This window comes from Sphingomonas sp. S6 (assembly GCF_043498045.1).
Lineage (GTDB): Bacteria > Pseudomonadota > Alphaproteobacteria > Sphingomonadales > Sphingomonadaceae > Sphingomonas.
Map to the genome: position 1 here is coordinate 354,856 of NZ_JBIEOE010000003.1, position 12,925 is coordinate 367,780.

Annotated in this window: 11 protein-coding genes and 1 riboswitch; of the genes, 5 read left to right on the forward strand and 6 right to left on the reverse strand. The window is 70.2% G+C overall.

The features are described 5' to 3' along the window. The first annotated feature begins 42 nt into the window (after window positions 1–42). A complete protein-coding gene (locus ACGVWT_RS07235) occupies window positions 43–963 on the forward strand; it encodes a 2OG-Fe(II) oxygenase (RefSeq protein WP_315471936.1) in 921 nt (306 codons plus the stop codon). On the opposite strand, the gene alr is transcribed toward ACGVWT_RS07235, so the two are convergent. The 5 genes from alr to ACGVWT_RS07260 all read right to left on the reverse strand — a co-directional run bounded on the left by alr (window position 960) and on the right by ACGVWT_RS07260 (window position 6,895). After that, window positions 960–1,985, reverse strand: coding sequence for an alanine racemase (gene alr, locus ACGVWT_RS07240; protein ID WP_315461918.1), 1,026 nt, complete (start codon window positions 1,983–1,985; stop codon window positions 960–962). The genes ACGVWT_RS07235 and alr overlap by 4 nt on opposite strands. 53 nt (window positions 1,986–2,038) lie before the next feature. Next, entirely contained in the window at window positions 2,039–2,809 is a 771-nt protein-coding gene (locus ACGVWT_RS07245) for an ABC transporter ATP-binding protein (RefSeq protein WP_315461919.1), read from the reverse strand. Beyond that, window positions 2,800–3,756, reverse strand: a complete 957-nt coding sequence (locus ACGVWT_RS07250) for an iron ABC transporter permease (protein ID WP_315461920.1) — start codon at window positions 3,754–3,756, stop codon at window positions 2,800–2,802. The genes ACGVWT_RS07245 and ACGVWT_RS07250 overlap by 10 nt, the downstream gene beginning before the upstream one ends. Then, the gene (locus ACGVWT_RS07255) at window positions 3,753–4,550 is read right to left on the reverse strand and encodes an ABC transporter substrate-binding protein (RefSeq protein ID WP_315461921.1); all 798 of its coding nucleotides are present in this window, start codon (window positions 4,548–4,550) and stop codon (window positions 3,753–3,755) included. Before ACGVWT_RS07255 ends, ACGVWT_RS07250 begins: the two co-directional genes overlap by 4 nt. A gap of 419 nt (window positions 4,551–4,969) precedes the next feature. After that, window positions 4,970–6,895 carry a TonB-dependent siderophore receptor gene (locus ACGVWT_RS07260; RefSeq protein WP_315461922.1) on the reverse strand — a complete coding sequence of 642 codons (1,926 nt, stop codon included), beginning with the start codon at window positions 6,893–6,895 and terminating at the stop codon, window positions 4,970–4,972. 134 nt (window positions 6,896–7,029) lie between these two features. Further along, window positions 7,030–7,237, reverse strand: a riboswitch (cobalamin riboswitch). A 131-nt stretch (window positions 7,238–7,368) separates the two neighbouring features. On the opposite strand from ACGVWT_RS07260, the gene ACGVWT_RS07265 reads away from it, so the two are divergent. From ACGVWT_RS07265 to ACGVWT_RS07280, 4 genes are all read left to right on the forward strand, one after another. Then, window positions 7,369–8,226 (forward strand): SDR family oxidoreductase, encoded by an 858-nt coding sequence (locus ACGVWT_RS07265; protein WP_315461923.1) that lies wholly within the window; start codon window positions 7,369–7,371, stop codon window positions 8,224–8,226. Between the two features lie 207 nt (window positions 8,227–8,433). After that, a complete protein-coding gene (locus tag ACGVWT_RS07270) occupies window positions 8,434–10,014 on the forward strand; it encodes an aldehyde dehydrogenase (NADP(+)) (protein WP_315461924.1) in 1,581 nt (526 codons plus the stop codon). Window positions 10,015–10,362: 348 nt separating this feature from the next. Then, window positions 10,363–11,220: a dienelactone hydrolase family protein gene (locus ACGVWT_RS07275; RefSeq protein ID WP_315461925.1), complete on the forward strand. Its 858-nt coding sequence runs from the start codon at window positions 10,363–10,365 to the stop codon at window positions 11,218–11,220. 13 nt (window positions 11,221–11,233) lie between these two features. Further along, entirely contained in the window at window positions 11,234–11,851 is a 618-nt protein-coding gene (locus tag ACGVWT_RS07280) for a glutathione S-transferase family protein (RefSeq protein ID WP_315461926.1), read from the forward strand. 295 nt (window positions 11,852–12,146) lie between these two features. Here ACGVWT_RS07280 and ACGVWT_RS07285 read toward each other — a convergent pair whose 3' ends face one another. Next, entirely contained in the window at window positions 12,147–12,875 is a 729-nt protein-coding gene (locus tag ACGVWT_RS07285; RefSeq protein WP_394425780.1) for a hypothetical protein, read from the reverse strand. Between the last annotated feature and the right edge of the window lie 50 nt (window positions 12,876–12,925).

A 12,925-nucleotide genomic window follows, 5' to 3' on the forward strand; every position in this document is an offset into this window, starting at 1 on the left:
ACCGCGCAGCGACTGTTGATGGAAGGGCGACGGGACGCTGCCGTGGCGCTGATCGAAAGTGCAGCCGCCAAGCACGATCCTCACGCCCTGTTCCAGCAGGGCCTCTGGCGATTGACGGGGGATATCCTGGCCCGCGACCTGCCTGCGGCGCGTATGGCATTCCGGCGTTCCGGAAGTTTGGGCCACGGGGAAGCACGGCTGATTGACATCGCCTTGACCGCCAATGGAAGCGGAGCGCGAGCGAACTGGTCGGAGGCAATGCGGCTTTTATCTGGGGCGGTCGCCGCCAGCGATCCCCATGCGAAGCAGCTGGACATGCTGCTGGCGGCGATGCGTTTGGATGAGCGTGGCGACCCGGTCCGCCTGCCAACAATCGAGGCCCTTGTCCCGAACGGTAGCGTCCGGCGGGCGCGTGCATTTATGACGCCAGACGAATGCGCCCACATCGCGCGCAGTGCGGCCGATCTACTGGCGCCGTCGCAGGTGATGGATCCGCGAACCGGCCGGGCGATTCCGCACCCGATCCGCACATCTGACGCTGCCGTGATCGGCCCTGTGCGGGAGGACCCCGTCATACGGGCGATCAACGTGCGCATTGCGCGGATCAGCGGCACCGCCGTCGCGCAAGGCGAAGCGCTTACCGTGCTACGCTATTCGCCTGGCCAGCATTTCAAACTGCACTCCGACGTTTTGCCGCATGTTCGCAATCAACGCGTGGCGACGGTCATCGTCTATCTCAACGAAGGTTTTGCCGGGGGCGAGACACTCTTCCCCCATCACGACCTAAAGATCGTGCCGAATGGCGGCGACGCCATCATCTTCGATAATGTCGATGCCACCGGCCGACCGCTCGACAGCGCACGCCACGCCGGTGTCGCGCCGCATTCAGGCGTCAAATGGATCGCCACCCGCTGGATCCGTGCCCGGCCGTTCGACGTGTGGCAGGGACCGGAGTCGGTTTAGGCGCCCCACACCCGCCCGTAGCGCGCGCCCAGCCCCGTCAGCAGCTCGTATTGCGAGAGGCCGCTCTGCGCTGCCGCGTCTGGCAGGGCGAAGTCGATCGCCAGCCAGTCGCCCTCTGCCACGTCCGGCGCGGCCGTCACGTCCACCGCCAGCAGGTCCATCGAGACGCGGCCGACCACCGGCAGCGTGCCGCTGCGTGCGCTGCCGCGATCGGAGAAGGCGCGGAGGTAGCCGTCGGCGTAGCCGAGGTTGAGGATGGCGATGTCCGTCTCGCGGGGGGCGGTCCAGGTGGCATTGTAGCCGACGGTGTCACCGGCGGCGACGGTGCGGCGCTGGAGGATCTGCGCTTCGGGCTGGACGACCTGGCGGATCAAACCAGCGAAGTCGGACCGCGGGATACCGCCGTACAGCGCTATGCCGGGGCGGGTGAGGTCGAAGGCATAATCGGCGCCGAGTGCGATGCCGGCGGAATTGGCGAGGCTCATCCGCCTTGCGCCCGTCGCCCCGCGTAAGGCGGCAAAGGCGGCGAGCTGGCGTGCGTTCATCGCGCTGTCCTCGTCAGCGCAGGCGAGGTGGCTCATCAGCGTGTCGATGGCGAGGCCGTCGAGCAGGCCGGTCCGCACGGCGTCGGGTGAGACGCCGAGGCGGTTCATGCCGGTATCGACCATCACGTCGCACGCGCCGCCGCCCGCTGCCCGCCAGCGCGCGACCTGCACGTCGGTGTTGAGCACGGGCCGCGCGATGCCGGTGCGGGCGATCGCCATGTCCTCGTCGCGTACGCCGTGCAGCACCGACAGCGGCAGCCGCAGCGGGGCCAGCCGTTCCGCTTCTGCCCAGGTCGCGACGAAGAAGTCGCGGCATCCTGCCTCGCGAAGGTGCGATGCGACCTCGGTCGCGCCCAGGCCATAGCCGTTCGCCTTGAGCGCCGCGCCGCAGGCTGCGCGGCCGCTCATCCGATCGAGCGTGCGCCAATTGTCGGCGAGGGCGGCGGGGTCGAGGCGGAGGCGAAGAGGAGCAGTCACGCCTCAGCGCATAATCGCGCAGGTTCCTTGCGTCGATGCCTCGCAGCCCGCGGTCAGCGGACGATGCGGCCGATCGGTACCATCACGCGCGTGCCGGGAAGGCTGGCGACGGTGACCTCGAACACCTCGGCGATGCGCGCGGCGGTGAGGGTACAGCTGGCCGGCCCGGCAGCGACGATGTCGCCGTCGCGCAGCAGGATGACGTCGTCGGCGATACGCGCGGCTTGGGCGAGATCGTGGAGGACGAGCACGACGCCGCGGCCGGCGACGGCGCTACCGCACAGGCGATCGAGGATGTCGATCTGATGCGCGGGATCGAGGCTGGCGAGCGGTTCGTCGGCGAGCAGCCAGTCGGGTTCGCCGGCCAGGACGCGGGCGAGCAGGACGCGGGCCCGCTCGCCACCCGACAGATCGGCGATGGGGCGGTCGGCAAGGTCGGTGGCGTGGGTCGTGGCGAGCGCGGCGTCGATCGCGGCCCGGTCCGCGGGCGACGGGCCGGCGAAGGGCGCGCGATGCGGCACGCGGCCGAGCGCCACGACATCGCGCGCGGGCACGTTCCAATGGACCGCAGCCTCCTGCGGCAGATAGCCGATGCGGCGCGCGCGCTGGCGGGGGGCGAGCGCGGCAAGCGGCGCGCCCTCCAGCGTCACGCTGCCCGCGGCCGGGGTGACGAGGCCGGCGAGCGCCTTCAGCAGCGTGCTCTTGCCCGCGCCATTGGGGCCGAGGATGACGGTGACGCGGCCGCGGCGGATGGTCGCATCGACGTCGTACAAGACCCGGCGCGAGCCGAGATCGACCGACAGGCGGTCCGCGATCAGATCCATGCCCGCCCCCGATGGCGCAGCAGCAGGCCAAGGAAGAAGGGCGCGCCGATCAGCGCCATGGCGACGCCTAGCCGTACCTCGCCCGCGCCGGGGGCGAGGCGGCAGAGGCTGTCGGCGACCAGCACCAGCGCCGCGCCGCCGAGGCCGCTCGGCAGCAGCAGTGCGGACGGGCGGTGGCCGAAGACGGGGCGGAGCAGATGCGGCACGACGAGCCCGACGAAACCGATCACGCCGGTCGCCGCGACGCCCGCGCCAACGCCGAGGCCGGTGCCGAGCACGACCAGCGCCTGGACGCGGCCGAGCCGGATGCCGAGCGAACGGGCGGCGCCCTCCCCCAATGTCAGCGCGTCGAGCGCGGGGCCGGCCGCCGCCAGCAGGATCGTGCCGACGATCAGGAAGGGCGCGGCACGCGCGAGGTCGGCGAGGCCGCGGTCGGTAAGGGCGCCCATCAGCCAGTCGAGGACGCCCGCGACCGCATAGGGGTTTGGCGCGATCGAGATGAGAAAGGCGGTGAGTGCGCCCGCAAGGCTCGACAAGACCGTGCCGGCGAGGATGAAGGCGACCGGGTCCGCGTTGCGCCAGGTGAGCGCGACGAGCAGCAGCATCGACAATACCGCCGCGCTCATCGCCGCGGCGAAGATGCCGAGGCTGGACGCGCCGGCATAGAGGATCGCGGCGACCGCGCCGAAGGCGGCGGACGACGACACGCCGATCACGGCGGGGTCGGCCAGCGGGTTGCGCAGGAAGCCCTGCAGTACCGCCCCCGACACGCCCAGCATCGCGCCGAGCAGCAGGCCGAGCAATGCGCGCGGCAGTCGCAGTTCGATGAAGATCGCGGTGGCAGGGTCGCTGCCCCAGGGCAGCCACTGCTTGCCGGCGACCAGCGACAACGCAAAGCCCGCGACGACGAGCGCGGCGAGGCACAGGAGGCGAAGCGTGCGGCTCATGACAGAACCTGCGCGCGGATCGCGGACAGGCGGCGCAGCGCGGGGGCGATGGCGGGACCGCCGCAGTTCATCAGGTGCCGGGGAAACCGCACCTCCGCGACATGCGCGCCCGTGCGCGCGAGGACGCGGCGGCGTACGGTCGCAGTGCGGCCGTCGCCGTCGCTGAGGATCAGCGCGGGCGGGTGCGCGACGATGGTTTCGATCGGCAGCGTACCAGTAAAGGCGAGGCCGTAATCGGCGGCGGCGTTGCGCAGGCCGGCGCGGGTCATCAGGTCGTCGAGCAGGGTGCCGCCGCCATTGGCGAGGTCGCCCGAGATGTAGAGCAACGCGGCGGGCTTCGCGCCGGTCGCGGGCGGGATCGCGCTCTGCATCGCGCGGACCATCGCCGCGCCGCGCGCGGGGACGCCGGCGGCGGTGGCGATCTGCATCACCTGCGCTTCGCTGGCGGCGATGGTGGCGGGGGAATCGAGGGTGAGCACCTTCAGCCCGGCGCGGTCGTAGGCGGCGCGCGTCGCGGCGGGGGCAAAGGTGTCGGTAACGACGAGATCGGGGTGGCGCGCGATCACCTCTTCCGCCGTGCCCGCGGTCGCGGGATAGCGGCGCGCAAGGGCGAGCGGCATCGAGGTCGCGGCCGGATCGTGCGAATAATGGCTGACCGCGGCGAGGCGATCGGGCGCGATCTGCGCCAAAATCGCGTCGGCGCAGGGATTGGTGGAGACGATGCCGCCCTGCCGGGGGGCAGGGGCGCAGGCGGTGAGGGTGAGGGCCGCGCTCAGCCACACGCCCGCCGTCACCCCGGACTTGATCCGGGGTCTCCTCTGCGGCGAGGGGGGCGGCAGGCAGGTCGGGCGGCACCCCTGCGGACCGGTGGACCCCGGAACAAGTCCGGGGTGACGGGGGATTTGGGGCACGCGGTTGCGCACCCGATCGGCAAGCCCCCGCCACGGCGCCGTGCCGTCAACGGTGAATATCAGGGCGGCAACCTTCGCCATCCACCCCGTCATCCCCGCGAAGGCGGGGATCCAGACTGGCTGGCCTTGCGGCGCTTGCGAGACGGTAGCGCGTCTGGATTCCCGCCTGCGCGGGAATGACGGACAGACGATTCGCGGCCGCACAAACGACGAACGGCCACCCTCACCCTTCCGGCGCTGCGCGCCTCCCTCCCTCTCCCGCCGGGAGAGGGACCAGGCGAAGGGTGTGGGCGGACGCGTCATCAATCCAGCTTCACGCGCACGCCGCCATAGGCGGCGCGGCCGTAGGTGCCGTATTCGGCCACCGTCTGGTAGCGCGCGTCGGTGACGTTATCGATGCGGCCGTAGATCGACAGGCGATCGCCGATCGGCAGTTCGGCACGCACGCTGGCCAGCGCATAGCCGTCGACGCGTACGCGGCTGCCGTAGCTGTCACTGTCGAAGCTGTCGCCGACGATCTGCACGGTGCCACCGATACCCAGGCCGAACGGCAGGCGATAGTCGACGACGAACGCCGCGGTTTCCTTGGGCCGGCGCAGCAGGTCGGTACGGAAGGCGGTGCCGGGCGTGCGGTTTTCGGCATCGATGTACGACACGTTCGCCGACACGGTCAGCGCGTCGACCGGACGCAGGCCGATCGCGAACTCGACGCCCTCGGCATGGGTGCGCTGGATGTTGTCGTAGACGCCGAATGGGCGGTTGACGCAGATCGAGCCGGTCGTGGTCTGTTCGGTGCGCGAACAGCCGCGGAAGCTAATCTGGTTGCGCGTGTCGCGGTTGAAGTAGGTCGCCGAAACGCGGGCACGGCCGTCGAGCAGCGCCTGTTCGATGCCGGCATCCCAGTTGCGCGCGGTTTCGGGATCGAGGCGCGTGTTTCCGTACGGGCTGTACAGCTGGTACAGGGTCGGCGCCTTGAAGCCCTCGCCATAGCTCGCGCGCAGCGTCGTGCCGGTGCGCAGCGCCAGCGCGGCGTCGGCGCCGAAGGTCGTGTGGTTGCCGAACGTTGCGTGATCGTCGTTGCGCACGCCGCCGGTCAGGGTCAGCGCGTCGAACGGCTTCACGATCGCTTCGCCATAGACGCTGGTGATGCCGACCGAGCGACGCAGGCTCGAATCGCGATAGCGGCTGTCTTCATGTTCGACGCCGGCGACGATGCGGACCTGCTCGATCGGCTGGTAATCGCCCTGATATTCGTAGCGTTCCGAGCGGCCGCGGAACGGCGACGGGGTGGCGCCGGGCTGCGCATAGGTGTCGCGGTTGATGTCGGCGATGGTGAAAGCGACGCGGTTGCGGAACGTGCCGAAGTTCGCGTGCAGGCCGGCATAGCCGTACAGCTCGTTCGCGGTCGAGAAGCTGGGGTCGTCGGTGAGGATGTAGTTGGGCGCCGGGTAACCGTCGGTCTGCGTCTTGCTGTCGGCCCAATAGCCACGCAGATCGAGGCCGATGCCATCGGTGAAGTCGACGCCCAGGCGGCCGGTCGCGCCGTACTGGCGGTAGCCGTCACGCTCGGTGCCGTTGGCCGCGGCCGAGATGCCGTCGCTGCGCAGATAGCCGCCGGTCAGCGCGCCCGAGATCGCGCCGCTGCGACCCGAGATGCCGCCCTGCGCGAACACGCTGTCGGCATAGCCATATTCGGCGCTGGCACGCGCCTTCAGCCGCTCGGTCGGTTCTTCGGTGATGACGTTGACGACGCCGCCGATCGCCTGGCTGCCCCAAGGGACCGAATTGGGGCCGCGGAGCACTTCGATGCGCTGGACGCTGGCCGACAGCAGATTGGCGAAATCGAAGCCGCCGCCGGGCGACGAGGGATCGTTGACGCGCACGCCGTCGATCACGACCAGCGTCTGCTCCGCCTCGGCGCCGCGCAGGCGTACGCCGGTGAAGCCGCCAAGGCTGCCGTTGCGCGTCACGGTGACGCCGGGGGTGGTGGACAGCAGATCGGCGACCGACACGGTCTGGCGGCGATCGATCTCGTCGCGGGTGATGACGGTCACGGCCTGGCCGACTTCGGCCGCGGGCTGGGCGACGCGCGTCGCGGTAACGACGATGTCGTCGCTGTTGGCCGGATCGGCGGTCGGCGCGATCTGCGCGGCGGCGGGCGCGGCGAGAAGCAGGCCGAGCGTCAACAGCGACGGACGGACAACGGAAACGGATAGGCGAACAGTCATTGGGCACACCCCTTATGACCGCACGCGACGGATCGCGCGCGGCGGCCTTTTGACCGCGCGCGACCATTCGCGCACGGCGGATGTCGCTCGCATCGAGGGGGTTCCCTCGTCCGCCCGGCACACCCCGTCCGCGCGAAGGATCGACGGCGAAAGGCAGGTCTCCTGGCTTCCGGGTCGTCGCCTGTGTCCCCGCCTTCCCAGGTCCGTCGCGGACCCAGTGGCTCGATGGGGACCGGCTCGCCGGTCACAGTTGCGGGGGCAGCGCCGGATCCGCGCCTCCCGTTGCGCATCCCGGCTTCCCTTTTGACCCCGTCTCCGGGGACCTTTCACGGCCGCGCCCTTACGGTCAGACGGGCCAAGGCGTCAATGCCGTGCCGCTGCCATGCCGGTGCCGGAGCGACTTCATTGATCCAGATTGATATGTCGGAACGGGGGCGCGGGCGATCGGTTGGCCGGAGCGAAGGAGTTGCCCCATGACCGATTACCCCACCCCGCCCTATCCCGAACAGCAGCAGGCGATCCCCGGCCGTACCGAGGACATGGACCCGCGCCCCGATCATGGCGAGGCGAGCTACAAGGGCTCCGGCCGGCTGGCGGGCAAGAAGACGATCGTCACCGGCGGCGACAGCGGCATCGGCCGCGCGGTCGCCTTGGCCTTTGCGCGCGAGGGCGCCGACGTGCTGATCGCCTATCTGGACGAACATGACGATGCCGACGCGACCAAGGCGCTGGTCGAGGCGGAGGGGCGGCAGGCGGTGCTCGTCGCGGGCGACCTGTCGCAGCCCGACCATTGCCGCACCGTGATCGCCCAGGCGGCGGAGGCGTTCGGGCGGATCGACGTGCTGGTCAACAATGCCGCGCACCAGCGCAGCTTCGAAAAACTGGAGGATATCGCCGACGAGGAATGGCAGCTGACCTTCGCCACCAACATCCATTCCATGTTCTATCTGTCGAAGGCGGCGGTCGCGCACATGGGCGAAGGCGCGTCGATCATCAACACGACGTCGATCAACGCGCAGGACCCCAACCAGCAATTGCTCGCCTATGCGACGACGAAGGGTGCGATCTACAATTTCACCTCCGGCCTGGGGCAGATGCTGGCGGAGCGGAAGATCCGGGTGAATGCGGTGGCACCGGGGCCGGTGTGGACGCCGCTGATCCCGTCGACGATGCCGCCGGAAGCGGTGAAGACGTTCGGCGAGAACACGCCGCTCGGCCGCGCCGCACAACCGGCGGAACTGGCGCCCGCCTATGTGCTGCTGGCGAGCGATGAATCGAGCTATATCACGGGCGCGACGATCCCGGTGACGGGGGGACGGGCGTTTTTGTAGAGCGCCCTTTCCCTGACCATACGCCACATGGCGTCACCCCAGCGCAGGCTGGGGTCTTTGGCGATGGCGCGGGACAAGAGCCGCGAAAGACCCCAGCCTGCGCTGGAGTGACGGATGGGGTTGAAGGCTGCCGGCAATCGGTCATTGTCCCCGCCGGCCTGCCACCCTACAATTAGTCAGACATTATCTTCGACAAGAGGCACATCCATGATCGACGGCGCCCTGCTGATCGGCGGCGACACTCGCCAGGCCGAGACCCGTTTCACCGCGGTCAACCCTGCGACCGGCGAGACGCTCACGCCTGATTTCTCGTCGGCGGGTGCCGATGCGGTGGCGGAGGCGTGTGCGCTGGCCGATGCCGCCTTCCCCGCCTTTGCAGCGACCGACCCGGAGAGCCGGGCGGCGTTCCTCGAGCGGATCGCCGACAATATCGTGGCCATCGGCGATGACCTGATCGTGCGTGCGATGGCGGAAAGCGGCCTGCCGCGGATGCGGCTGGAGGGCGAGCGCGGGCGGACCGTCGGCCAGCTGAAGCTGTTCGCGGGCGTCGTACGGCAGGGCGACTTCCTCGACGCGACGATCGATCCCGCGATGCCGGACCGTGCGCCGCTGCCGCGCCCCGATCTGCGCCGCGTCAATGTCGCGATCGGGCCGGTCGCGGTGTTCGGCGCATCGAACTTCCCGCTCGCCTTCTCGGTCGCAGGTGGCGACACCGCCTCGGCGCTCGCCGCGGGCTGCCCCGTCGTCGTGAAGGGCCATCCGGCGCACCCGGGCACCGGCGAGCTGGTCGCGCGGGCGATCGCCCAAGCGGTGAAGGACAGCGGCCTGCCCGCGGGCGTCTTCTCGTACCTGCCGGGCGAGACTAACGAGCTGGGTGGCGCCTTGGTGCGCGATCCGCGCATTCAGGCAGTGGGCTTCACCGGATCGCGCGGCGGTGGTCTTGCGCTGGTCCGTATCGCTGCCGAGCGTGAGGAACCGATCCCGGTCTATGCCGAAATGTCGAGCATCAACCCGGTGGTGCTGTTCCCCGCCGCGCTCGCCGCGCGGGGCGAGGCGCTGGGCAAGGAATTCGTCGCGTCGCTGACGATGGGCGCGGGCCAGTTCTGCACCAACCCCGGTCTGGTGCTGGCGATCGACGGCCCCGATCTCGATGCGTTCATCGCCTCTGCCGCGGCGGCGATGACCGAGGCGGCACCGGCGACGATGCTGACGCCGGGCATCCATGCGAGCTTCGAACAGGGCGTCGACGCGCTTGCCGGCCATGACGCGGTGAAGACCGTCGCGCGCGGCAAGGTGGGTGACGGCGTCAATCAGGCGGTCGGCGCGATCTTCGACACGACGGCCGAGGCGTTCCTGGCAGACCCCGCGCTGAGCCATGAGGTGTTCGGATCGTCGTCGGTCGTCGTGCGCTGCCGCGACATGGGGGAGATCGCGCGCGTGATCGCAGGGCTGGAAGGCCAGCTGACCGCGACGCTGCAGATGGATGCTGCCGACGAGGCCGATGCCGCACGCCTTGTGCCGGTGATCGCGCGCCGCGTGGGTCGCATCCTCGCCAACGGCTGGCCGACGGGTGTCGAGGTCGCGCCGGCGATGGTGCACGGCGGCCCCTTCCCCGCGACAAGCGATGGGCGGACCACCTCGGTCGGCACGCTCGCCATCGCGCGCTATCTGCGGCCAGTGTGTTTCCAGAACCTGGCACCGGCGCTGCTGCCGGCGGCGCTGGACGATGCCAATCCGTGGGGCATCGCGCGGCGGCTTGACGGCAAGCGTGAGGCGAGCCCGCGGTAAGGGTTCCTCTCCTTCCGTCACCCCGGACTTGGTCTGGGGTCCACTTTGCGGCAAGGGGGGAGGCTGGAGGCGCTTGCCGTCCCCCTGCGGCCCGGTGGACCCCGGAACGAGTCCGGGGTGACGGAGTGGGCGGGGCGGCCGTCTTTCCCCCACTGTCGTCATCCCCGCGGAGGCGGGGATCCATAACCTCTGACGTCCGCGATGGAATCGAGACGGTAGCGCGTCTGGATTCCCGCCTGCGCGGGAATGACGGTGGTGGTGAAGGCAAACGTCTTTGGCCAAACGCTTTTCCGGCTGGAGCCTTGCCGCACACTCGATTAGCCTCCCCGCAACATCAGGAGAGGCCGTATGTGCGACGAGATCACCGAAGCCGATAACGCCACCCATCTCACCCGCCGCCAATTGGGCGCGTCTGCCGGTGCGGTGGGCATGGCGGCGCTGCTGCCGACCTCGGCCGACGCCAAACCGGTGAAGGGCCGCGACGTCACGATCACGACGCCCGACGGGCAGTGCGACGCCTATTTCACCGCACCGGCCAGCGGCAAGCATCCGGGTGTGCTGATGTGGCCGGACATCATGGGGCTGCGGCCGGCGTTCCGGCAGATGGCGGACCGGCTGGCGGGCGAAGGCTATGCGGTGCTGGTCGTCAATCAATTCTACCGCTCGACCAAGTCGCCAATCGTCCAGCCCGGCGAATCGTTCGATCAGCCCGCGGTGCGCGACAAGATCATGCCGTGGCGTGCGGCGCTGACCGCGGATGCGGTGACGCGCGACGGGACGACCTTCGTCGCCTTCCTCGACAAGCAGAAGGAGGTCGACACCAAGCGGCACATCGGCAGCGCCGGCTATTGCATGGGCGGGCCGATGGTGTTGCGCACCGCCGCCGCGGTGTCGAACCGCGTGCATGCCGGCGCATCCTTCCATGGCGCAGGCCTGGTCAGCGAGGCGGCGGACAGCCCGCACCGGCTGATCCCGAAGCTCGCCGGCGGCTATCTGATCGCGATCGCCAGCAACGACGATGCGCGCAGCCCGAACGACAAGACCGTGCTACACGACGCCTTCGCCGCGGCGAAGCGGCCGGCGGACATCCAGGTCTATGCGGACGCCATGCACGGCTGGTGCGTCATCGACAGCAAGGTCTACAATCAGCCACAGGCCGAGCGCGCCTGGGGCCGAATGCTCGACCTGTTCCGCAAGCAGCTTTGAGGGGGGATGTGCGATGACCGCCGATCTGACGCTGTACACCAACCCGATGTCGCGCGGCCGGATCGCGCGTTGGATGCTCGAGGAAACCGGCGCGCCTTATGACGTCGTGCTGCTCGATTATGCGACGACGATGAAGGCCGAGCCGTATCTGTCGATCAACCCGATGGCGAAGGTACCCGCGATCGTCCATCGCGGCCATGTGGTGACCGAAGGCGCGGCGATCTGCGCCTATTGCGCGGAGGCGTTTCCGAACGCCGGGCTGGCGCCGACCGACGACGAGCGCGCGGACTATTACCGCTGGCTGTTCTTCGCCGCCGGGCCGGCGGAGCAGGCGATCACCAACCGGTCGATGGGCGTCGCGCCGACCGCCGAGCAGGAGCGGATGGCGGGGTACGGCAATTACGATCGCATGGTCGACGTGCTGGAGCACGCGGTCGCGGCACATCCCTACATCGCCGGCGATCGGTTCACCGCGGCGGACGTCTATGTCGGGGCGCAGGTGATGTGGGGGCTGCAATTCGGGTCACTGCCCAAGCGCGCGGCGTTCGAGGATTATGCGGGCCGGTTGGCAAGCCGCGAGGCGCTGGTGCGCGCGGCGGCACTGGACGACGCGGCGATCGCGGCGGGGTAGAGCCGGCTGGGGTTCACGTGACGGTGATGTGATCGCGCGAAGACGCGAAGGGGGTCGTGCCTTGCCGCACGCGCGGCCTTTTCAGGATCGGTCGATTGTCAGGGTTTTGCGTCGCCCCAGCGAAGGCTGGGGCCTTTCGCGGTATGCGGGGCGCGCCCTCACTAGGAGATCCCAGCCTTCGCTGGGATGACGGCTAGTTTCACGCGCATGCATTGGGGACGGAACGCGCCATCGTCGCGTCTTCGCGTGATCCGAGAAAAGCCGGCCACCCGATGAGGGCAGCCGGCTCGTCACATCAGCGCGCCGGAGCGGCAGGCGGCGGCGCGATGGGGGCGCCTGCCGCGGGAGCGGGCGGACGGACCCCTGCGGGCGGCGGCACCGGGGCGCCGGCGGCCGGCGGAGCGCCCGCTGCACCCGGCGGGGGAGGCGGCGGGGCGACACCGTTCGGGCCGGCAGGCGGCGGCGGCGGTGCGCCGGTCGGACCGGCTCCGGCAGGTCCAGCGCCGGGCGGCGGCGGCGGGGGCGCACCGGCGGGGCCGGCTCCCGGCGGGGGCGGCGGCGGGCCGGCAGGGCCGGCGCCCGGAGGCGGGGGCGGCGCGCCGGGGCCGTGCGGCGGGTGCGCCGGGCCGACGGCTTCGACCGCGCCGTTCGGGCCGACGAGGAACTGCGCCCGCAGCTGGCCCTGGTCGTAGCGGCCCTGCACCATCACCGGCGCACCGGTAGTGAGGTTGCTTGCGCCATCGGGCCCGGCGTCGATCATCGCGCGGCCGCTGGCGTCCTGCACGACGATGCGGTTGCCGAACACCTCGGCGACGCGGCCCTTCACCGTGACGATACCGCTGCTCGAGGCGAGCTTGGCGATCGGCGTGGCGACGGTCGGCGCCATTTCGATCGACGGCCGCGTCATCGCCATCGCGCCGGCACCGCCCGCGCTCGCGGCGAGCACCACCACCGCGCCCAGCGCCGCCCATTGGCGATGCTCCAGCGTCAGCTTTTCCTTCAAACGGTTCCTGAAACTACCCATGCTGCGTCTCCATGACTTGGGGTTGATGGAGACGGTCTACCGATTCGCAT

Excerpts from the sequence above, each read along its gene's own strand:
- ACGVWT_RS07245 (WP_315461919.1), bottom strand. The coding sequence starts at position 2,809 with ATGGATCTGATCGCGGACCGCCTGTCGGTCGATCTCGGCTCGCGCCGG.
- ACGVWT_RS07250 (WP_315461920.1), bottom strand. The coding sequence starts at position 3,756 with ATGAGCCGCACGCTTCGCCTCCTGTGCCTCGCCGCGCTCGTCGTCGCG.
- ACGVWT_RS07260 (WP_315461922.1), bottom strand. The coding sequence starts at position 6,895 with ATGACTGTTCGCCTATCCGTTTCCGTTGTCCGTCCGTCGCTGTTGACG.
- ACGVWT_RS07265 (WP_315461923.1), top strand. The coding sequence starts at position 7,369 with ATGACCGATTACCCCACCCCGCCCTATCCCGAACAGCAGCAGGCGATC.
- ACGVWT_RS07270 (WP_315461924.1), top strand. The coding sequence starts at position 8,434 with ATGATCGACGGCGCCCTGCTGATCGGCGGCGACACTCGCCAGGCCGAG.
- ACGVWT_RS07275 (WP_315461925.1), top strand. The coding sequence starts at position 10,363 with ATGTGCGACGAGATCACCGAAGCCGATAACGCCACCCATCTCACCCGC.
- ACGVWT_RS07280 (WP_315461926.1), top strand. The coding sequence starts at position 11,234 with ATGACCGCCGATCTGACGCTGTACACCAACCCGATGTCGCGCGGCCGG.
- ACGVWT_RS07285 (WP_394425780.1), bottom strand. The coding sequence starts at position 12,875 with ATGGGTAGTTTCAGGAACCGTTTGAAGGAAAAGCTGACGCTGGAGCAT.